General features: G+C 66.3%; 16 protein-coding genes. 6 read left to right on the top strand and 10 right to left on the bottom strand.

Going from position 1 to position 21356, the window contains the following annotated elements:
* The first annotated feature begins 29 nt into the window (after positions 1–29).
* The 3 genes from mgtA to ACQR2C_RS12945 all read left to right on the top strand — a co-directional run bounded on the left by mgtA (position 30) and on the right by ACQR2C_RS12945 (position 4709).
* Positions 30–2591 carry a magnesium-translocating P-type ATPase gene (gene mgtA, locus ACQR2C_RS12955; protein WP_434881280.1) on the top strand — a complete coding sequence of 854 codons (2562 nt, stop codon included), beginning with the start codon at positions 30–32 and terminating at the stop codon, positions 2589–2591.
* Between the two features lie 147 nt (positions 2592–2738).
* Positions 2739–3662 carry a DMT family transporter gene (locus ACQR2C_RS12950; protein ID WP_316217476.1) on the top strand — a complete coding sequence of 308 codons (924 nt, stop codon included), beginning with the start codon at positions 2739–2741 and terminating at the stop codon, positions 3660–3662.
* A gap of 114 nt (positions 3663–3776) precedes the next feature.
* A complete protein-coding gene (locus ACQR2C_RS12945; protein WP_316177627.1) occupies positions 3777–4709 on the top strand; it encodes a DMT family transporter in 933 nt (310 codons plus the stop codon).
* Between the two features lie 24 nt (positions 4710–4733).
* Here ACQR2C_RS12945 and ACQR2C_RS12940 read toward each other — a convergent pair whose 3' ends face one another.
* The 6 genes from ACQR2C_RS12940 to ACQR2C_RS12915 all read right to left on the bottom strand — a co-directional run bounded on the left by ACQR2C_RS12940 (position 4734) and on the right by ACQR2C_RS12915 (position 13749).
* Entirely contained in the window at positions 4734–6419 is a 1686-nt protein-coding gene (locus tag ACQR2C_RS12940) for a methyl-accepting chemotaxis protein (protein WP_434840264.1), read from the bottom strand.
* A gap of 118 nt (positions 6420–6537) precedes the next feature.
* Entirely contained in the window at positions 6538–8394 is a 1857-nt protein-coding gene (gene ftsH / locus ACQR2C_RS12935) for an ATP-dependent zinc metalloprotease FtsH (RefSeq protein ID WP_316177624.1), read from the bottom strand.
* Positions 8395–8524: 130 nt separating this feature from the next.
* Positions 8525–10192, bottom strand: a complete 1668-nt coding sequence (locus ACQR2C_RS12930; protein WP_434881353.1) for a mucoidy inhibitor MuiA family protein — start codon at positions 10190–10192, stop codon at positions 8525–8527.
* A gap of 192 nt (positions 10193–10384) precedes the next feature.
* Positions 10385–11974: a phosphoglycerate dehydrogenase gene (serA, locus tag ACQR2C_RS12925; protein ID WP_315803325.1), complete on the bottom strand. Its 1590-nt coding sequence runs from the start codon at positions 11972–11974 to the stop codon at positions 10385–10387.
* Positions 11975–12141: 167 nt separating this feature from the next.
* A complete protein-coding gene (locus ACQR2C_RS12920) occupies positions 12142–13314 on the bottom strand; it encodes a phosphoserine transaminase (protein ID WP_434881279.1) in 1173 nt (390 codons plus the stop codon).
* Between the two features lie 144 nt (positions 13315–13458).
* Complete coding sequence (locus ACQR2C_RS12915; RefSeq protein WP_315803323.1) at positions 13459–13749, bottom strand: hypothetical protein; 291 nt, start codon at positions 13747–13749, stop codon at positions 13459–13461.
* A 106-nt stretch (positions 13750–13855) separates the two neighbouring features.
* Between ACQR2C_RS12915 and ACQR2C_RS12910 the strand changes: the two genes are divergently transcribed.
* Together ACQR2C_RS12910 and ACQR2C_RS12905 are read left to right on the top strand one after the other, a co-directional pair.
* The gene (locus tag ACQR2C_RS12910) at positions 13856–14842 is read left to right on the top strand and encodes an aldo/keto reductase (protein ID WP_434881278.1); all 987 of its coding nucleotides are present in this window, start codon (positions 13856–13858) and stop codon (positions 14840–14842) included.
* Positions 14839–15690, top strand: coding sequence for an amidohydrolase family protein (locus ACQR2C_RS12905; RefSeq protein WP_434881277.1), 852 nt, complete (start codon positions 14839–14841; stop codon positions 15688–15690). The genes ACQR2C_RS12910 and ACQR2C_RS12905 overlap by 4 nt, the downstream gene beginning before the upstream one ends.
* Here ACQR2C_RS12905 and ACQR2C_RS12900 read toward each other — a convergent pair whose 3' ends face one another.
* From ACQR2C_RS12900 to glmM, 4 genes are all read right to left on the bottom strand, one after another.
* Positions 15691–16146: a GNAT family N-acetyltransferase gene (locus ACQR2C_RS12900; protein ID WP_434881276.1), complete on the bottom strand. Its 456-nt coding sequence runs from the start codon at positions 16144–16146 to the stop codon at positions 15691–15693.
* A gap of 28 nt (positions 16147–16174) precedes the next feature.
* Positions 16175–17002 carry an outer membrane protein gene (locus ACQR2C_RS12895; RefSeq protein ID WP_315803319.1) on the bottom strand — a complete coding sequence of 276 codons (828 nt, stop codon included), beginning with the start codon at positions 17000–17002 and terminating at the stop codon, positions 16175–16177.
* 190 nt (positions 17003–17192) lie between these two features.
* The gene (locus ACQR2C_RS12890; protein WP_316217483.1) at positions 17193–18035 is read right to left on the bottom strand and encodes an outer membrane protein; all 843 of its coding nucleotides are present in this window, start codon (positions 18033–18035) and stop codon (positions 17193–17195) included.
* A 397-nt stretch (positions 18036–18432) separates the two neighbouring features.
* Positions 18433–19785 (bottom strand): phosphoglucosamine mutase, encoded by a 1353-nt coding sequence (glmM, locus tag ACQR2C_RS12885; RefSeq protein WP_315803317.1) that lies wholly within the window; start codon positions 19783–19785, stop codon positions 18433–18435.
* Positions 19786–20189: 404 nt separating this feature from the next.
* Between glmM and ACQR2C_RS12880 the strand changes: the two genes are divergently transcribed.
* Positions 20190–21326 (top strand): alpha-hydroxy acid oxidase, encoded by a 1137-nt coding sequence (locus tag ACQR2C_RS12880; protein WP_316237586.1) that lies wholly within the window; start codon positions 20190–20192, stop codon positions 21324–21326.
* Positions 21327–21356: the final 30 nt, after the last annotated feature.

The raw sequence follows: 21356 nt of genomic DNA, 5'->3' as shown, positions 1-21356 counted from the left end.
CAATCATCCACGAACATGAACGGATGCATGTGAGCACCGATACGAGCCCCGGCCTGCACCGGTTCTGGCGGCTGTCGCCTGCGCAGGCAGCCGCAGCGCTGGGCTGCGACCTGAACGGCCTCGGCGGGGCCGACGCCGGGCAGCGGCTGCAACGCTACGGCCGGAATGCCGACTCCCCATCCCATGTCGTGGGGCCGATGCGCGCCGTGCTTCGCCGCCTGCTCGAGCCGCTATCGCTGATCCTGCTGGTGGCCGGCATCATCTCGATGGTGACGGGCGACGTGATCGGCGGCGCCATCATCGTCCTCATCCTCACGCTGTCGATCGGGCTCGATACGGTTCAGGAGGGGCATGCCGTCAAGGCGGCCGAGGAGCTCCGCCGCTCCGTGGCCCTGAAGGCCGAGGTCAAGCGGGACGGCGCCTATCGCGAGATCGACGTCGACGCCGTCGTTCCCGGAGACATCCTGCGCGTCCGCGCGGGCGACATCGTTCCTGCCGATGCGCTGATCACCGAAAGCAAGGCCTTCACTGCCGGCGAGGCGGCGCTGACGGGAGAGCCCTATCCCGTGACGAAACAGGCCGGCATCCCCGGCGATGAGAACGACACGTCGAATGTGCTGTTTCGCGGCTCAGTGGCCCAGACCGGAGAGGCCGTCGCGATCGTCGTCAACACCGGGCCGAACACGATGTTCGGCGCTGCCGCCTCGGCGCTGGCCGAAGCGCAGGCCCGCACGCCGTTCGAGCGCGACCTGCACGAATTCGGCCTCGTCATCGCGCGGCTGACGCTGGCCCTGGTCGTGATCGTGCTCACGGTGCGCGTCGTATTCGGACGCGATGTGCTCGACTCGCTGTTGTTCTCGGTGGCGCTGGCCGTCGGACTGACGCCCGAGCTGCTGCCGATGATCACGACCGTGACGCTGTCGCGCGGCGCGCTCCGGATGGCCAAGCGCAAGGTGATCGTGAAGCGGCTCGCGGCGATCCATGATCTCGGCGCGATGTCGGTGCTGTGCACCGACAAGACGGGAACATTGACCTCAGCCGAGATCACGCTGGCCCGAAGCATCGCGCCCGACGGCAGCGACGACCCGCGAGCCGCGGAGCTCGGCGCGATCGCTGCCGCACTCGGCGGTGATCGTGGTTCGCTCGACACCGCGCTCATCGCCGGCGCGGACCTTGAGGTGGCAGGATGGACACTGGGCGGACAGCAGACCTTCGACTTCTCGCGCCGGCTCGGCTCGGTGCTGGCGACCCGCGGGGCAGAACAGATCCTGATCGTGAAGGGCGCGCCGGAGGCGGTGATCGAACTGTGCACGCAGCAGCGGCAGGGCAGCACCGTCGCGCCGCTCGACGACAGCGGCCGCACCGACATGCGCGAGCGCGTCCACGCGCTGGCGCGCGAGGGCCTGCGCACGGTCGCCATCGCGTCACGGCCCTGGACCGGCGTGCCGCGCGAGATCGAGACCGATGACGAGCAGGAGCTGATCTTCGAGGGTCTGTGCGCGTTCGCCGATCCGCCCAAGCCGACCGCAGCCGCGGCCATCGCGCAGCTTGCGCGCGCCGGCATCGCGCTGAAGATCCTGTCCGGCGACGATCCGGTCGTGGTCAAGCGACTGGCCGGGCTGGTCGGGCTGAGAGCGGATCGCGTGCTGTCCGGCAGCGACATCGCCGAGCTCAGCGACGATGCGCTTGCGGTGCAGGTGCGTTCGGCCGATGCGTTCGGCCGGCTCGCCCCCGATCAGAAATCGCGCATCGTCAAGGCGCTGCAGGCCTCGGACCACGTCGTCGGCTTCCTGGGTGACGGCATCAACGACGCGCCGGCACTGAAGGTGGCCGACATCGGCCTGTCGGTCGACGGGGCGACCGGCGTGGCGCAATCGGCCGCCGACATGATCCTGCTCGCCTCCGATCTCGAGGTGGTCGCCGACGGCGTGGAGGAAGGACGGCGCACCTTCGCCAACATCCTGAAATACGTGCGGATGGGCGCGAGCTCGAATTTCGGCAACATGCTGTCGATGGCGGTCGCCTCGATCATGCTGCCGTTCCTGCCGATGCTGCCGACGCAGATCCTGCTCAACAACCTGCTCTACGATCTCTCCGAGCTCGGCATCCCGTTCGATCGTGTGAGTCCGCAGGCCACCGCGCGGCCGCAGCGCTGGGACATGAAGCGGCTGCTGCGCTTTGCCGCGATCATGGGCCCGCTGTCATCGCTGTTCGATTTTCTCACCTTCGGCGCACTGCTGTATTTGTTCCACGCGACGCCCGACGAGTTCCGGACCGCCTGGTTCCTCGAATCGATGGCGACCCAGATCCTCGTCATCTTCATCATCCGGACCAACGGACGGCCATGGAGCAACCGCGCCGATCCGATGCTGACGGCGTCGTCACTGACCGCGCTCGCCGTCGCGCTGGTCGTGCCCTTCACCCCGGCCGGCGCCTGGTTCGGCTTCGTTGCGCCGCCTGCCATCGTCTTGGCCGCCATCGCCGCTCTCGTCATCGTCTATCTGCTGAGTGCGGAGCGTCTCAAATCCGTCGCGGTCCAATCCGGACCCCGGCGACGGCACCGTGGACATGCCCCGCATGCCGGCTCCTGAAGACGATCATCGCTGCATGGTCGCGATGCATCTGCCCTCTTGATAGGCAGCTGCAATTGGTGTCTGTCGACCCAGCCGGGGAGAAACTTCGGCCTGGGATCGCCGGGCCGATTGCCGCGGCGCATCAACCGGGTCCTACAGCGCCGCATGTCTGCCGCCGACCGCACCGCGTCCGCCGCGCCCGGCTGGATCGCCAACCAGCCCTACGTATTGCTGAGCATCACGGCGCTGTGCTGGGCCGGCAACTCGATCGTCGGCCGGCTCGCCGCCGGCCACATCCCGCCGGTGACGTTGTCGTTCCTGCGCTGGTCGTTGGCCTTCCTGCTGATCCTGCCGCTCGCCTGGAAACAGCTGCGCCAGGACTGGCCCGCGATCCGGTCGCGGCTCGGCATCATGATCGCATTGTCGGTGACGGGCATCGGCGCCTTCAACACGCTGCAATACTGGTCGCTCGAATATACGCAGGCCCTCAACACCCTGCTGCTGCAGTCGGCTGGTCCGCTCATCGTGGCAATCTGGTCGATGCTGCTGCTGCGCGTGCACCTGACCCTGGCGCAGGCCATCGGCATCGTGCTGTCGCTCGTGGGCGTGCTGCTCATCCTGACCCGCGGTCACCCCACCGCGCTGGCCGACATCAGCTTCAACAGAGGGGACCTGATCTTCCTGCTGGCGATGGCGGTGTTCGGCTTCTACTCGGTGCTGACGATCAAGCGGCCGCAGATCCACGGCCTGTCGATGGTCGCCTTCACCTTCGGCTGCGGTGCAGCCAGCCTCATTCCGCTGCTGATCTGGGAACTCCACGCGCGGCCGGTCATGGCGTTCGACGCGCAGAACCTGTTGTCGCTGCTCTACGTCGCGATCTTTCCTTCGACGATCGCCTATCTCTGCTTCAACCGCGGCGTGCTCCTGATCGGCGCCAACCGCGCCGCGCCGTTCTTTCACGTGGTGCCGGTGTTCGGCTCGATCATGGCCTTCGTGTTCCTCGGCGAGCAGCCGCAGATCTTCCACGTGATCGGCTTTGCCCTGGTGCTGGCCGGCGTGTTCGTGGCGTCGCGCAAACAGGCGACGTGAGACGCTGCTCCCGGGCGACGGCGCCTGCATGGCACCAATCCCCGGCGGCGCATTGCGCAGCGCCGCGATTTGGCCCACCTTGCGTCCTCCCCCCGCCAGAGCGTCCCGCCTCCCTTGCCCGCCGACGACATCAAGCCATCATCGCCGCTCGCCTGGCTCAACAACCAGCCTTACGTGCTGCTCACGCTGGCTTCGCTGTTCTGGGCCGGCAACATCGTGCTCGCGCGCTACGTCGCCGGGCACGTGCCGCCGCTGACGCTGTCGTGCATCCGCTGGATCGGGACCTTCCTGATGCTGTGGCCGTTCGCACGCACGCACCTGGCGCGCGACTGGCGCACACTGCTCGCGCACTGGCCGCTTCTGCTGCTGCTGGCGCTGACCGGATTCGCGATCAACAACGCGCTGTCCTATTGGGCCATGCAATACACCCAGGCGCTCAACGGGCTGCTGATCCAATCGTCGACGCCGCTGTTCGTGGCGCTGTGGTCGTTGCTGCTGTTCGGCGTCAGGCTGAGCCTGGCCCAGTTCGCAGGCATCGCGATGTCGCTGAGCGGCGTGCTGGTGATCCTGACGCGCGGCGATCTCGGTGCGCTCGCGGGCATCCAGTTCAACCGCGGCGACCTGATGTTCGCGGGCGCATTGCTGGTGTTCGGCCTCTACTCCGCCGCCATGACGCGGCGGCCGGCGGTGCACCAGTTGTCGCTGATCTCGTCCTGCACGGCGCTTGGCGCCGTTCTGCTGCTGCCGCTGGCGGTCTGGGAATATTCCTCCGGGTTCGTGCTCGCGCCCGACCTGCTCTCGATCGCGACGCTCGGCTACGTCGTCGTCTTCGCCTCGACGCTGGCCTATCTGTTCTTCAACCGCGGCATCAGCCTGATCGGACCGAACCGCGCCGCGCCGTTCCTGCACCTGGTCCCGTTGTTCGGCTCGGTGCTGGCGATCCTGCTGCTCGGCGAGGAGCTCAGGCTGTTCCACCTCATGGGCTATGCGCTGGTCATCGCGGGCGTGATCATCGCCTCGCGCACGGGCGGCCCCAAGATGGCCTGAGCGTGGGGTCCGTTCCAAGCCGCCTCAGGCCGTTCGCACCTTTGCCATGAAGCCATCGACGGCCTGCTGCAGCAGGCCCGACTGGCTGTCGAGCTCACGTGCGCTCGACAGCACTTCCGAGGCGGCCATGCCCGTCGCTTCCGCCGCCTTGGTGACGCCGCCGATATGGGCGCTGATCTCGTTGGAGCCGGCCGCGACCGACTGGATGTTGCGCGCGATCTCGCGCGTCGCGTCGCCCTGCTGCGCGATCGAGGTCGAGATCGAATTGGTGATCTCGCTCATCTGCGCGATGGTCTGGGTGATGCCGCTGATGGCGGTGACCGCATCCTGGGTCGAGGTCTGCATCGCCGCGACCTGCGCCGAAATCTCCTCGGTCGCCTTCGCCGTCTGGTTGGCGAGCGCCTTCACCTCCGAAGCGACGACCGCAAAACCCTTGCCGGATTCGCCGGCGCGGGCGGCTTCGATCGTGGCGTTCAGCGCCAGCAGGTTGGTCTGCGCTGCGATCGAATGGATCAGCTTGACGACCTCGCCGATCTTCTCGGCACCGGTCGACAACACCTGAACGGTGGCATTGGTGCGCTCCGCGTCGCCCACGGCTTTACTCGCGATCTCGCTGGAGCGGGCGACCTGGCGCGAAATCTCGTTGACCGAGCTCGACAGCTCCTCGGCCGCGGCGGCAACCGTGCCGACATTGTCGTTGGCGCTCTGGGTGGCGGCGCTGACGGTCGAAGCGCGCGAGCTGGCATCGCTCGCGGTCGAGGTCATCGACTGCGCGGTGTGCTGCATGCCCTCGGCCGCCGACGCCACCGAGCGGACGATGCCGTTGACGCTGCGCTCGAAGTCGGCTGCGAGGTTCTGCATGGCCGCGGTCCGCTCGGCGGCCGCGCGCTGCTGGGTGGCGGCCTCGGCCTGCTCGAGCTCGCGCATCCGCAGCGCGTTGTCCTTGAAGATCTGGACGGTCGCGGCCATCCCGCCGATCTCGTCGCCGCGGCCGACACCGGGAATCTCGCCCTCGAGCCGGCCGTCGGCGATCTCGCGCATGCGGACGCCGAGACGATCGAGCGGCACGCTGATGCTGCGGCTGATCAGCCAGGCGATCCCGCCGGCGACGACCGCGATGCCTGCGCAGGCCATCCAGATCAGCCATTTCAACGGCTTCATCTTCGCGTCGAGATCGTCGACATAGACGCCGGTGCCCACGAACGTATTCCAGCCGGGAATCATCACCGCATAGGAGATCTTGCGGGTCGGCTGCTCCTGACCGGGACGCAGATATTCGTAGTGCAAGGTGACTTCGCCATCCTTGGCAACGCCGTCGCGCAGCTCGACGACGAGCTTGCGGCCGTTGAGCTCGAAATCGATCACGTTCGAGCCGCGCTGCTTCGGATCCTGGGACAGCACCACATTGCCGTCCATCGTATAGGCGAACAGATAGCCCGTGCCCTTGTCGAAGGTCATCGTTCTCCCGCGATTGACGAACTCGTCGAGCGCAGCCTCCTTCGTCAATTTGCCGGCTTCGACATCCTTGATGAGGCCGAGGGCCATGTTACGCGCGGTCTCGACGATCGCCCGGCACTGTTCGATGCGGGCATTGACCATCTCCTTTTGCATCAGAGTGCCGGCAAACGTACCGGCCGCGGCAAGGCCCAGCATCGCGACGCCGACGACGATGGCGAGCTTGGGGGCAATCTTCAGGTTGTTCAGCAGCACGCAAAGAACTCCGCCCGGTCCCCGATCGACGGCCTCGATCTGTCAAGGTGAGCTGCCGGTTAACTGATCAGGTGATGGTTAGGGTTCGGTTGCGAACGCGCCCCCGTAGAAACCCGGATCAGCTCGGGACAACGGCATCCGGGGCCGGGACCGCGGCGGAGGCGGGCCGCAATGGCGCGAACTCCTCGGCGGTCAGCGTCTCCTTGGCGATCAGGAGGGCGACGCCGCGCTCGAGGTCCGGGCGATGGCTTTCGAGAATCGCCCTGGCACGGGCATCGCCGTCTGCGATCAGATCCCGCACCGCGAGGTCGATCTCGCGCCCGGTCTCCTCGGCCGCCGACACGATCTGATCCTGCGGCTGCAGGAACGAGATCTGTGGACGCGGCGCGTAAGTGCGCTGCCCGACAGTCGCATCCATCCCGTATTTGGTGACCATCTCGATGGCGATCTCGGTCGCGCGCTGCAGATCGTCGGCGGCGCCGGTCGACACGTCGCCGTCGAAGATCAACTGCTCCGAGGCGCGGCCGCCCATCAGGACGGCGATGCGGTTCTTCAGCTCGCTGACCGCGAGCAGAAAGCGATCCTCGGTCGGGCGCTGCATCGTGTAGCCGAGCGCGCCGACGCCGCGCGGAATGATCGAGACCTTCTGCACCGGATCGACGCCGACGAGATTGGCCGCGACCAGCGCGTGGCCCATCTCGTGATAGGCGACACGGCGGCGCTCGGCGGGACTGAGCACGCGGCTCTTCTTCTCGATGCCGGCGACGATGCGCTCGATCGCCATCGTGAAATCGTCGAACGTCACCTCGTGACCCTTGCGGCGGGTCGCCGCGATCGCCGCCTCGTTGATCAGATTGGCGAGGTCGGCGCCGGTGAAGCCGGCCGTCAGTGCCGCGACCTTGTCGAGATCGACGCTGTCGGCGACCGTGATCTTGCGGACATGCACCTTGAGAATTGCGAGCCGCCCGCCCCTGTCAGGACGGTCGACCAGCACCTGGCGATCGAAGCGGCCGGCGCGCATGAGCGCGGGATCGAGGATCTCCGGCCGGTTGGTGGCGGCGAGCAGGATGACGCCGGAGCTTGGGTCGAAGCCGTCGAGCTCCGCCAGCAATTGATTGAGCGTCTGCTCCTTCTCATCGTAGCCGCCGAGTTGGCCACCCGCGGTTCGGCTGCGGCCGAGCGCGTCGAGCTCATCGATGAAGATGATGCAAGGCGCGGCCTTGCGGGCCTGCTCGAACAGATCGCGCACGCGGGCAGCGCCGACGCCGACGAACATCTCCACGAACTCGGATCCGGAGATCGAGAAGAACGCCACCCCCGCTTCGCCCGCCACCGCGCGCGCGAGCAGGGTCTTGCCGGTGCCGGGCGGGCCGACCAGCAGGATGCCCTTGGGGACGTGTGCGCCGAGCCGGCCATAGCTCTTCGGATCCTTCAGGAACTGCACGACCTCCTGCAGCTCGAACTTGGCCTCGTCGACCCCTGCGACATCGGCAAAGGTGACCTTGGTGTCGGTCTCGACATAGACCTTGGCGCGCGACTTGCCGATCGACATCAGACCGCCGAAGCCTTGGCGGTCCATCACCTTGCGGCCGAGGAACACCCAGATGAGATAGAACATCAGCGCCGGCACGACCCAGGACAGCAGCGTCTGGATCAGCCCGCCCGAGGGCACGCCGGTCACCTTCACGCCCTTCGCGGCGAGCTTCTCGGCCAGCGGCGGATCGACGCGCGCGGTGATGAACGACGTCTTGCCGTCGGACTGCTTGTCCTTGAACTTCCCCTGGATGGTGTCCTGGCTGACCGACACCTCGGAGATCTTGCCCTGCTCGATCAATTGCTCGAACTGGCTGTATGGAATGGTCTCGACCGTGTTGTAGGTCGTCAGCAGCCACTGCAGCAGCAGCATGCCGACGCCGGCGAGGAAGATGTAGCCGACGGCGACGGCCTGCTTGCGGGTGTTCGGGTCGGATTCCATGTCGGCGCTCTCGGTCGAGATCGATCACGGCCGGACAGGACGTGATCAACGGGGTTCCACTCGCGCATAACAGGACCGGGACCGGGCAGCTTGTCATGGATCAAGCGGCACCAGTCCCCCCGCCCGGCACTCAGCCCGACGGCTGCATCACGATCGACTTGTCCTTCGGCCAGCGCACGCGCCAGGCGAAGGCGATATCCTTGGTCTCGCCGGGTTTGGCGTCGATCACCCATTCGACGACGCCACGCCGGTCGCGGACGTTGGTCGAGACCGGCGGCGTGGTCGCAGGAAGCATCTCGACCGTGATCTCTTCGTTCTCGCTGACCGGCAGCTGATCCTGGATCGCGACCTTGACCGGGAAATCATGCGCGTTGCGGACCGTCGTCTTGAAGGCGCGCTCGTCGATCTTCGCCGTCGTCACGATCAGGCCGGCCGAGCCTTCGTTGCGCTTGACGACACTACGCTCGACCTTGACCTTGTCGTCGGCCCCGAAGCCGAGACGAACGGGCTCATCCTTGCCCGCGGCGGCCAATTTGCTGGTGCCGACGAACATGCCGTCGCGATAGATCGAGACCTTGCCCGGCAGCAGCGGCGCGTCCTCCGCCTGTGGGAAGCTCGCTTCGAGATAGGCGGTGGGATCGATGACGGGCGCGGAACGGATCGTCAGTTCGGGCGTGATCGTCGCGGTGGAGATGCGCAGGCTCTTCGCGCCATCATTGGCACCGACGCTGACGCGTCCGGGAAGACGGAAGACGGTCTGGAAGGCGCTGATCTCCGCGACCGTCTGCTGCTCGACGGCCTTGTCCGCGACATCTCCGAACGTCGTCCCTCCGTTAAAGCGAAACTCCTGCCGGCTCTCCATGAGTCCTCGTGCCGCGCTCACGGCGGCCGGCTTCGGCGCTGGCGGTGGCGGCGGCGGATATTGCGCGATGATCGTCCTGAGCTCGGGCGCACTGCCGCCGCGTCCGGTCCGCACCGTCGAAACCGTGAGCGCGACCTCGGGCCAGTCCTCGCTGGTGGCCTGCTGGATCTCGGCGCGTCGCACCAGCTCGAGAGCCGGTTTGTGGTCCTTCGCCGACGTGTCAAGACGCGCGTCATAGAGCGGCACCCAGCGGGCATTGCGCACCGCGTAGGTCACGCGCAAGGTCGCCTTGGTCGCTGCCGCCGCCGACAATTCGATCCGCACCTCCAGCTTGCTCGGGGGCTTCGTCGTGAGATTGTCCTGCAGGCGCGCGATCTCGCGATCGATGTCGCGCTGCTTGCGCTCCGCATCACGGATCGCCGCGTCGGCCTGTCCGACCTCGTCGGCAACGGCGGCGAACGCGGCACGCCATTCCGTGATCGGACGCGCCTCGCCCTTCTCGCCGAGCCCGGCCGGCGATGCCTCGGCAAAACGCTCGGCAAATTTCTTGCGCGCAACAGCCGCTGCAATCGCGCCGTCGAGATTGGCACGCTCGTCCTGCAGCGCTTCGATGCGCTTGTCGATGTCGGGCAGGTTGACGGGCGGCGCCGCACGCGGCGGCTTGGCGTCGACGGTGCCGATCACGAGCTTGGTGCCGGCCTCGCCTTCCACGCGCAGCGAGGACGCATCGAGGCCGAGCGGGAAGTCCTTGGCGATCGCGGTGCTGTCACCTGCGGGGAGGTCGAGCGAGATGACCCGGGTCACCGTCGCGCCATCCGGATAGACCGTCACGGCATCGACGGTGGAGGTCGTATCGACGTTTGCCGCATGGCCGGGCACCGCCGTCAGCGCAGCACCCAGGACGAGACCCGTGGCAAGCAGGCCCTTGTTTCGCATGGTCATCACTTTCTCCGCAGCCCAACGCCCACGGGACCGGATCAGCCGGTCCTTCATCGGGCGTTAGACGCAGGGAAAGAAAGCCGGGTTCAATCGACGGCTTGAAGGGCCGGTCGCTCGATGGCCCTTCAGAGTCGCAACGGCGACAGGGCCAGAGGCCGCGCCGCCGTTGCAACTCATCTCATCGGACGATCAGAACGCCAGCGCCTTGGCCTGCTTGACCTGCGGCAGCGCCTGGATCTTGGCGAGCAGATCGGCCGGCACCGCACCGTCGACCTCGACCAGCGCGATCGCGTCGCTGCCCGGCGCGACGCGGCCGAGATGGAAGGTCGCGATGTTGATCTTGGCATCGCCCAGGAGGCTTGCGAACTTGCCGATGAAGCCCGGCTTGTCCTCGTTGGTGACGTAGATCATCGACTTGCCGAACTCGGCGTCGACACGGATGCCCTTGATGTCGACGAGGCGCGGCTTGCCGTCGGCGTAGACCGTGCCCGACACCGCGCGCTCCTGGTGCTCGGTGGTGACCGCGACCGTGATCAGGCTCTCATAGTCGCTCTCGCCGGCGCGCAGCACCTCGTCGACGATCATGCCGCGCTCCTTGGCGATCACCGGCGCCGACACGACGTTGACCTCGCCCAGCATCGGCCGCAGCAGCCCGGCCAGCACCGCCGAGGTCAGCGCCCGGGTCTTCATCTCGGCGACGTGGCCTTCATAGGTGATCTGGATCTTGGTGATGCTGCTTTCGGTGAGCTGGCCCGCGAACGAGCCGAGTTTCTCGGCAAGAGCGATGAACGGCTTCAGCTTGGGCGCTTCTTCCGCGGTGATCGACGGGAAGTTGATCGCGTTCGAGATCGCGCCGGTGAGCAGGTAGTCCGACATCTGCTCGGCGATCTGCAGCGCGACGTTCTCCTGCGCTTCCGTGGTCGAGGCGCCGAGATGCGGCGTGCAGATCACGTTGGCATGACCGAACAGCGGATTGCTGGTCGCCGGCTCCTCGGCGAACACGTCGAGCGCGGCACCCGCGACATGCTTGCTGTTGAGCGCCGCGAGCAGCGCCTGCTCGTCGATCAGGCCGCCGCGGGCGCAATTGATGATGCGCACGCCCTGCTTCATCTTGGCGATCGCCGCGGCATCGATGATGTTGCGGGTCTTGTCGGTCAGCGGCGTGTGCAGCGTGATGAAATCGGCGCGCTTCAGCAGCTCCTCGAGCTCGACCTTCTCGACGCCGAGATCGAGCGCGCGCTCCTCGGTGAGGAACGGATCGAAGCCGATCACCTTCATGCGCAGGCCCTGCGCACGGTCGCAGACGATCGAGCCGATATTGCCGCAGCCGATCACGCCCAGCGTCTTGCCGGTGATCTCGACGCCCATGAAGCGGTTCTTCTCCCACTTGCCGGCCTGGGTCGAGGCGTCGGCCTGCGGGATCTCGCGCGCCAGCGACAGCATCATCGTGATCGCATGCTCGGCGGTCGTGATCGAATTGCCGAACGGCGTGTTCATCACGATGATGCCCTTGGCGGTTGCCGCGGGGATCTCGACATTGTCGACGCCGATGCCGGCGCGGCCGATCACCTTGAGCCGCTTGGCGCGCTCGATGATCTTGGCCGTGGCCTTGGTGGCGGAGCGGATCGCAAGGCCGTCATAGTCGCCGACGATGTCGGCGAGCTTGTCCTTGTCCTTGCCGAGATTGGGCTGGAAGTCGACCTCGATGCCGCGATCCTTGAAGATCTGCACGGCGGCGGGCGAGAGCGCATCAGAGATGAGAACTTTGGGTTTGGTCATGACGATGTTCCTTCACGCCTCCGTCTCGGAGGGGCGGCGCACGGCGCCGGAATGAGGTGAAAGCTGCAGGGTGGGCAAAGCGAAGCGTGCCCACCGCTCTCTCGCGTCAGGTGAGATAATTGGTGGGCACCGCGCGTTGCGCCTTTGCCCACCCTACGCGGAGCGCCTCAGGCGGCCTTCGGCAGCGCGGCCTTGGCCTCGGCGAACGCCCAGTCGATCCACTGCGTCAGCAGCGCGACGTCGCTGGCTTCCACCGTGGCGCCGCACCAGATGCGCAGGCCAGCCGGCGCATCGCGATAGTGTGCGAAGTCGAAGCCGGCGTTTTCCTTCTCGACCAGCGCCACCAGCTTCTTGGCGAACTCCGCCTGGGCATCGGCCGACAGCGATGTGATCGCGGGATCGATGACCTTGAGGCACACCGAGGTGTTGGAGCGGATCGCGGGATCCTGCGCCAGGAAGTCGATCCACGGCGTCCGCGCCTTCCAGTCGGCCAGCACCTTGGTGTTGGCGTCGGCGCGGGCGATCAGCGCCTTCAGGCCGCCGATCGACCTGCCCCAAGTGAGCGCATCCAGATAGTCCTCGACGCACAGCATCGACGGCGTGTTGATGGTCTCGCCCTCGAAGATGCCGGCATTGAGCTTGCCGCCCTTGGTGAGGCGGAAGATCTTCGGCAGCGGCCAGGCCGGCTTGTAGGTCTCGAGACGCTCGACTGCGCGCGGCGACAGGATGAGCATGCCATGCGCGGCCTCGCCGCCGAGCGCCTTCTGCCAGGAGAAGGTAACGACGTCGAGCTTCGGCCAGTCAAGCGGCTGCGCGAATGCAGCGGAGGTCGCATCGCAGATGGTCAGGCCTTCACGCGTCGCGCTGATCCAGTCGGCGTTGGGAACGCGGACGCCCGAGGTGGTGCCGTTCCAGGTGAAGACGACGTCGCTGGCCGGATCGACCTTCGACAGATCCGGAATCTCGCCATAGCCGGCATGCAGCTTGGTGACATCCTTGAGCTTGAGCTCCTTGATGATGTCGCTGACCCAGCCTTCGCCGAACGATTCCCAGGCGATCGTGGTGACGGGCCGCGCACCGAGCAGCGACCACAGCGCCATCTCGACCGCACCCGTGTCGGACGCGGGCACGATGCCGATCTTGTAGTCGGCCGGCACTTCGAGAACGTCGCGCGTCAGCTCGATCGCCTGCTTGAGCTTGGCTTTGCCGACCTTCGCGCGATGCGAGCGGCCGAGGGGAGCGTCCTTGAGATTTTCGGAGGTCCATCCGGGACGCTTGGCGCAGGGGCCGGAGGAGAAATGCGGCACAACAGGCCGCTGCGAGGGCTTCGCTGCAGTCATCGTCTATCCTTCCAGATAGTAAGCCTCCCGTTGGGGGGAGGTGTCCCGCCCCGGTGATTACGGGAAGGGTCGTTCCGCGTCAAGGAACTTCGCGCGCTCGCGCCGGCGTTCACGCAGTCGTGCTGGCATGCAAGCGAATGCAATTCATTCCGGCGCGGCACCGACGGGCGACTGGCCAGCCGGAGGACGATGCAGGAAGGTCATCGAGGCGTAGGCGCCGATCCAGGAGCCGACCGCAGCGAACGCGACGTAGATCCAGTTCTCCGTGTAGCTGATCACGGCGAATGACGAGAGCATGTACCAGATCGAGCTCCAGGTCGCGGCCGATACGCGCCGCTTGGCGACGACCGCCGACGTGAACATCACGTAGACCGCGTCGGTCGCCGCCGTCGCCAGCACGACTCCGAAGGCCGTCAGTGGATTGATCGCCGACATCGTCCCCTCCTCTTCGTTGTGCTGCACCATGCGACGTCATTGTTTCGTCGAACGCATCCATGCACAATGACGCGATCTGCACGCGCCGAACAACAAGGATAGAAGAATGGAACGCGTCCGTCTCGGGAGGAGCTCGCTCGACATCACCCGTCTCGGCCTCGGCACGGCGCCGCTCGGCGGCCTGTTCGCGCCGGTCAGCGATGGCGATGCCGAAGCCACGATCGCCGCGGCGTGGTCGCGCGGCGTGCGCTTCTACGACACCGCGCCGCTGTACGGCTTCGGCCTCGCCGAGCAGCGGCTCGGCGCGTTCTTGCGCCGGCAGCCGCGCGACAGCTACGTGATCTCGACCAAGGTCGGCCGGCTGTTGCGGCCGGACCCGACGGCCTCGGGCGAAGACCCGCACTACAAGGGCACGCCGCCGCTGCGGCCACAATTCGACTACTCCCATGACGGCGTGATGCGTTCGGTCGAGGAGAGCCTGGTCCGGCTCGGCCTGGATCGCATCGACATCCTGCTCGTGCACGATCCCGACGATCACTACGACGAGGCCGTGGCCGGCGCCTTTCGCGCGCTGCAGCGGCTGCGCGACGACGGCAGCATCAAGGCGATCGGCGCCGGCATGAACCAGTCCGAGATGCTGGCGCGCTTTGCCGAAGCCGTTCCGGTCGACTGCTTTCTCCTGGCGGGCCGTTACACGCTGCTCGACCAGGGCGCGCTGACGGCGCTGTTTCCGATCTGCGAGAGGCAGAACATCGCCATCATTCTCGGTGGCATCTACAACAGCGGCATCCTCGCCAACCCTCATGGGCCGGCGAAGTTCAACTACGAGGATGCCGATGCCGCCCTGGTGGCGCGGGCGCGCCAGCTCGATGTGCTGTGCAGGCAGCACGGCATCGGGCTCAAGGCGGCCGCGATCCAGTTCTGCCTGGCCCATCCCGCGGTGACCGTCGGCCTGCAGGGCGCGCGCAATGCGCAGGAGGCGGCCGACAACATCGCGCTGGCGCACGCGCCGATCCCGCCCGCGTTCTGGCGCGACCTGCGCGCCAGCGACCTGGTCGACGCCCGCGCGCCGCTGCCGGGAGAGGCGCCATGAGCCGCGTCATCGATGCGCATCAGCACTTCTGGGATCCCGGTCGCGCCGACTATCCATGGATGGCCGGTGACGCGCTGGCGCCGATCCGCCGGCCGTTCGGTCCCGCCGATCTCGCCACGCTGCTGGCCGAGAACGGTCTCGACGCCAGCATCCTGGTGCAGACCCGGTCGTCGCTCGACGAGACCGAGGAATTCCTGCGCATTGCCCATGCGACGCCGTTCGTCGCCGGTGTCGTCGGCTGGGTCGACCTGACCGATCCATCGGTGGGACCAACGATCGACCGGCTGCGCGGCCTGCCCGGCGGGGACAGGCTGGTCGGCATCCGCCACCAGGTCCATGACGAGGCCGACCCGGCATGGATCTTTCGCGGCGACGTCAGGCGTGGCCTCGACGTCGTGTTCGCGCACGACCTGACATACGATCTGCTGGTGCGCACGCGGGAGCTGCCGGCGGCGATTGCGACGGTGCGCGCTTTTCCGAGAGCGCGCTTCGTGCTGGACCACGCGGCCAAGCCGCCGATCGCAACCGGCTTCGATCAGGACTGGGCCGATCGCATCGTCGAGCTCGCGGCCTGTGGCAATGTCTGGTGCAAGGTGTCGGGGCTCGCCACGGAAGCCGTCTGGACCGACTGGGACGCGGAGCGGCTGCAGCCCTATGTGACACATGTGGCGCGCTGCTTCGGCGCCGACAGGCTGATCTTCGGCTCGGACTGGCCGGTGTGCCTGCTCGCCGGCGGCTACGGCGAAATCAAGCAGGCGCTGGAGCAGTGCCTGATGCGGCTCGGCTCGGACATCCGCGACAAGGCGTTCGGCCCGAACGCCGTCGCGGCCTACCGCCTGCCGCGCTGATCAGAACCGCATCACCATGCCGAAATGGCTCTTGGCGAAGCCGAGCCGCTCGTAGAAGCGCTGCGCGTCGGTGCGACTCTGATGCGTCATCAGCTCGACCAGATTGCAGCGCTGCTTGCGCGCCTCGGCGATCGCCCATTGCAGCAGCTGCTCGCCGATGCCGCGGCTGCGGCGGTCGGTGGCGACGCGGACGTCCTCGACCAGCGCGCGCGACGCACCTTGCGAGCTGAGCCCGGGCAGGATGCAGAGTTGCAGGCAGCCGACCACCCGGCCCGCCTCCTCGGCAACGATCAGGGTGATGTTCCCATCCCGCGCGATCGTCTCGAACGCGTCGTAGTAGGACTGCGGCAACGGCTGCTCGAGGCGCTCGCGCGCCCGGCCGAGATGATCGTCGGCGAGCATGGCGACAATGGCAGCGACGTCGTCGCGCTGCGCAGGACGGATGCTGATGGACATCGGCATACAGGACAGGCTTGCAATCAGCTCAGAACTTGTAGCCGAGGCCCGCGCGCACCGTATTGATGCTGGTGTCGACCGTCGAGGTGAAGCGGACGTATTCGTATTCGGCCCGCGCAAACAGGCCGCCGACCAGATTGACGTCGACGCCGAGACCGGCGCTGTAGCCGTAGATCAGGTGATTGTGCTGAAGGTTGTTGGCGCTGAGCGGCGCAAGCGGCGTGTAGGTGCCGAGAAAGGTCGTGCTGACCCGGTCCTGAACCGTCACGGACTGGCCGATATCTGCGTTGCCGAGTGCAAGGCCGAAAAATGCGTAGGGCAGGAAGCAGCCCATCGCATAGCCGGCACGACCGCGGATCGTCGCCATGTCGGTGATCGAGATCTGCGAGGACTGCGTCGACGTCACGGCGTGGAAGTTGCCGTCGGTCAGTGCGGCCGTGCTGACGAGCGTGCGGCTCGAAGAGGCCATGCCGCCGTATTTGCCGTGCAGATAGCTCGCCTCGACGCCGAGCACGACGTCGTCCCACTGACTGTTGTAGCCGACGAAGGCGCCGAAGCCCGATGCGCGCGAGGATTGCTTGCCGAGGTTCGGGTTCCAGGACGAGACCTGCATCTGGCTCTCGATCAGCGTGTTGGCCAACACCGCCGCCGTCATGTTCTTGGTCGAGCCGTTGAAATTCTCATCGGACGAGCCGTAGCCGCCCTGGACGCCCACATAGTAGCCGTCCCAGTTGACCCGCGAATTGTTCAGGCCCTCGGTCAGGCCGCCGCGCAGGATCGGAAGGTCGGACAAGTCCGCGGCCTGGGCCGCGGAGATCATGCCGCACACCGAAACCGCCACCACCAGGCTACGCATCGCAACGCTCCAATCAGCACTTGACTCTCTGTTCCGATCATCGCGCGTTAACCTTAATCATTCGTTGTCGCAGCGCTCTGCACGGAAATTCTTTCAGCGAAAACGCGCGCGCTTCGCCCGATCAGAAACGCGAAACGGCGCGGGACGCCCGCGCCGTTCGTTCGATTTGCAGTGAGGGCGACCGCTCGGCTCAGCCCTTGCGGATCAGGGCCGGCATCGGCGGCGGCGGCGGCTGGTCGAAATTCCAGCGCACGCCGAGCTTCAGGTCGTGCGAGGTGATGTCCTTGAACTTGAATACGTTGCCGGTGGTGTTCCCGACGTAGTCGGACAGGACGCCGGTCTGGCCTTGGCCTAGATCGACATAGCTGTAGGCCAGCTCCAGCACCAGGTTCGGATTGACGTTGTAGGCCAGACCGGCATGGGCCGCCCAGGCGAAATTCCATTTCGAGGAGGTCGGCGCCGTCGCGAAACTCGTGGTCGTGAACGGCAGGTTGTTGATGCCGGTGTCGGTGAAGTTCGAGACCGTCACCCGCGCGCCGCCGACGCCCGCGCCGATGAACGGCGTCACGCACCACCAGGTGCCGAGATCGACATAGGCGTTGGCGAGCACCAGCCATTCCGACTTGCTGCCGCTGTAATTGTCGATGCCGCTATAGGGCACGCCGCCCGCGGTCGCGTTGAAGCGGTCGGTGGCCTTGAAGTTCGAATTGCCGCGATACTGTCCGGTGACGTCGGCGCGGAACCAGCTGTTGAAGCGATAGCCGACGCCGACGCCGTAGATGCCCGCGGTATCGAACGCCGAGGTCTGGTTGAACGACGTCATCGGCGTGTAGGCGGATTCGCGCGAATAATGGACGTCCTTGACCTTCTGATTGCTGAAGCCGATGTCGCCGCGCAGATACCAGCCGCCGAAATCGGCCGCCGGCGGCGGCGCGTAGACCGGAGGCGGCATGATGGGCATGTCGGCCGCAAAGGCCAGAGTGGAAAACAGAGAGGCCGCTCCGGCGGCGATCAAAGACATAACGCTACGCATTGGCTTCGTCCCTTTGGCCGGTGAGGCAATCGAGAACCAGGCCCCACATCACAACTGACGGCCGTACAATCGCACCAAATGCTTAAGCGGCGCTTAACCCTAATAATTAAGGTTGATTTTCCATGAGCGAGCGGGAACCGTTAACGGCCGGACAACTCATCCTAACAGATCGTTAGCGGCTGCGCCGGGCGATGCAGGCAATGCGAACTAATTAGTCGACCGGCCCGGCTCATGGCGAAGCCATGCCTTCCAAATACCGATCCGTCGTACGAAATGGTTGAACGACGCGATCAGAAGCATCCTGGCGACGTACTCGGACGCGAGAAGATCGTGAGCCAGCAAAAAGGCCTGCCATCTGACGATGACAGGCCATGATCGAAAATATGATCGCCGGCGATCAGGCGGCAGCAGCCGCCGCATTGCCCACCGCGGCCACGATCTCGTCGACGACCTCCTCGACCAGGTCGCGGTCGTCGCCCTCGCCCATCACGCGGATCACCGGCTCGGTCCCGGAGGAGCGCACGAGCAGTCGGCCATGACCGTTGAGGCGCTTCTGTCCGGTATCGATCGCCGACTTCACCTCGTCCGCGTCGAGCGGCTTGCCGCTGCGATAGCGCACATTCTTGAGGATCTGCGGCAGCGGATCGAAGCGGTGGCAGACCTCGGACACCGGACGGCGCAGCCTCTGCACCGTCGCCAGCACCTGCAGCGCAGCGACGAAGCCGTCCCCCGTGGTCGCGTAGTCCGAGAGAATGATATGGCCCGACTGCTCGCCGCCGAGATTGTAGCCGTCGGCCAGCATGCGCTCGAGAACGTAGCGGTCGCCGACCGGCGTGCGCACCAGTTCGAGCCCCTGCCCCTGCAGGAAGCGCTCGAGACCGAGATTGGACATCACGGTCGCGACGATACCGGCGCGCGCCAGGCGGCCGTCCTCCTTCCAGCTCTGCGCGATGACCGCGAGCAGCTGGTCGCCATCGACGATGTGGCCGCGCTCATCGACCAGGATCACGCGATCCGCGTCGCCGTCGAGCGCGATGCCGATGTCGGCGCGCATCTCACGCACCTTGCGGCACAGCGCCTCCGGCGAGGTCGAGCCGCATTCCTTGTTGATGTTGAAGCCGTCCGGATCGACGCCGATCGAGATCACGTCGGCGCCGAGCTCCCACAGCGCCTCGGGCACGACCTTGTAGGCCGCGCCGTTGGCGCAATCGACCACGACGCGCAGGCCGTCGAGCGAGAGGTCGCGCGGCAGGGTGCGCTTGGCGAATTCGATGTAGCGATCGTGCACGCCGTCGATGCGGCGGGCGCGGCCGAGGCTCGCGCTCTGCGCCAGCTTCTTGTCGAGCGATTCATCGAGCAGTTGCTCGATCTGCCTCTCGACATCGTCGGACAGCTTGAAACCCTGCGGCCCGAACAGCTTGATGCCGTTGTCCTCGAACAGATTGTGCGAAGCCGAGATCATGACGCCGAGATCGGCGCGCATCGACTTGGTGAGCATCGCGACCGCCGGCGTCGGCATCGGGCCGACCAGCAGCACGTCCATGCCGACCGAGGTGAAGCCGGCCACCATGGCGTATTCGATCATGTACCCGGAGAGGCGCGTATCCTTGCCGATCACCACGCGGTGGCGGTGCTCGCCGCGCTGGAACAGAAGACCTGCGGCCTGCCCCACCTTGAGCGCGAGTTCCGGCGTGATCAGGCCGTTGGCGCGGCCACGAATCCCATCGGTCCCGAAATAGTTACGGCTCATATGACCCCCAGCAACGGCTTCTGGATTTCGTTACCGGCGGGTGCGAATCACGGGAGCCGCCCTGCCGGTCAGCCCGCGGGTTATAGTCGCCTTAAGGCTAAGATGGCTTCAAAAAATATGATGAATCATTACCACGAAACCGCCATAGCCTCTGTAAGCCGTTGTTAAGGCTAATTTTTCATTCGACCTGACGGCTCCGGAGGGCTCGCCCGCCGGAGCCCGCCGCAGCCGGAATGTGCTCGCTCCGGCAGCCCCGACGTCGTGTTGCGTGACGCGCGCAGTTTGCCCTGCCTTGCCCAGACGCCGTTGCGGTTCCCAAGTTGGATTTGGCAGGCGCCGCAAAGATGCTAGATGACTGCCCCAGCCTTAAGAAACGAGACGCCGGTGGGGAGCCGAAGACCGCGATGAAACACGTCACCTGCATTGAAGACCTGCGCCTGCTGCACAAGCGCCGCGTGCCCAAAGCCTTCTTCGACTACGCCGATCGCGGCTCCTATGCCGAGGAGACGCTGCGCGCCAACCGCGACGATCTGCAGAAGATCAAATTCCGCCAGCGCATCCTGGTCGACGTGTCCAAGCGCGATCTGTCGACGACGATCCTCGGCGAGCCCGCGTCGATGCCGCTGATCCTGGCGCCGGTCGGCCTCCTGGGCATGCAGCATGGCGACGGCGAGATTCACGCCTGCCGCGCGGCGCAGGCCGCCGGCATCCCGTTCACGCAGAGCACGATGTCGATCTGCTCGATCGAGGACATCGCTGCTAGCGTCGAGAAGCCGTTCTGGTTCCAGCTCTACGTCATGAAGGACCGCGGCTTCATCAAGGCCCTGGTCGAGCGCGCGATCGCCGCGAAGTGCAGCGCACTATGCCTGACCGTCGACCTGCAGGTGATCGGCCAGCGTCACCAGGACATCAAGAACGGCATGAGCGTGCCGCCGGAATGGACGCTGTCGAAGCTGTTCGATTTCGCGATCAGGCCGGCCTGGGTGCAGGGCGTGCTGCAGGGCAAGCGCCGGACGTTCGGCAACATCGCCGGCCACGTGAAGAACACCGAGGACCTGACCAAGCTCTCGGCCTGGACCGCGGCGCAGTTCGACACCTCGCTGAACTGGAAGGACGTCGACTGGATCCGCTCGATCTGGCCGGGCAAGCTGATCATCAAGGGCATCCACGACATCGAGGACGCCAAGCTCGCGGTCGAGACCGGCGCGCAGGCGATGGTCGTCTCCAACCACGGCGGCCGCCAGCTCGACGGCGCGCCGTCCTCGATCCACGTGCTGCCCGGCATTGCGGAAGCGGTCGGCGACAAGATCGAGATCATGTTCGATGGCGGCATCCGCTCCGGCCAGGACGTGATGCGTGCGCTCGCGCTCGGTGCCAAATCCTGCATGCTCGGCCGCGCCTATGCCTACGGCCTCGGCGCCGGCGGCCAGGCCGGCGTCGCCAAGGCCATCGACATCATCCGCAACGAGCTCTTGACGACGATGGGCCTGTGCGGCGTCAACACGGTGGCCGAGATCGACCGCAAGGTGCTGGCGGATTAGGCGGAGTTGGGTCGAGGGTCTAAGGGGAGA

Source organism: Bradyrhizobium sp. HKCCYLRH3061 (assembly GCF_051168015.1).
GTDB lineage: Bacteria > Pseudomonadota > Alphaproteobacteria > Rhizobiales > Xanthobacteraceae > Bradyrhizobium.
This window is presented reverse-complemented; position numbering and strand designations above follow the sequence as displayed.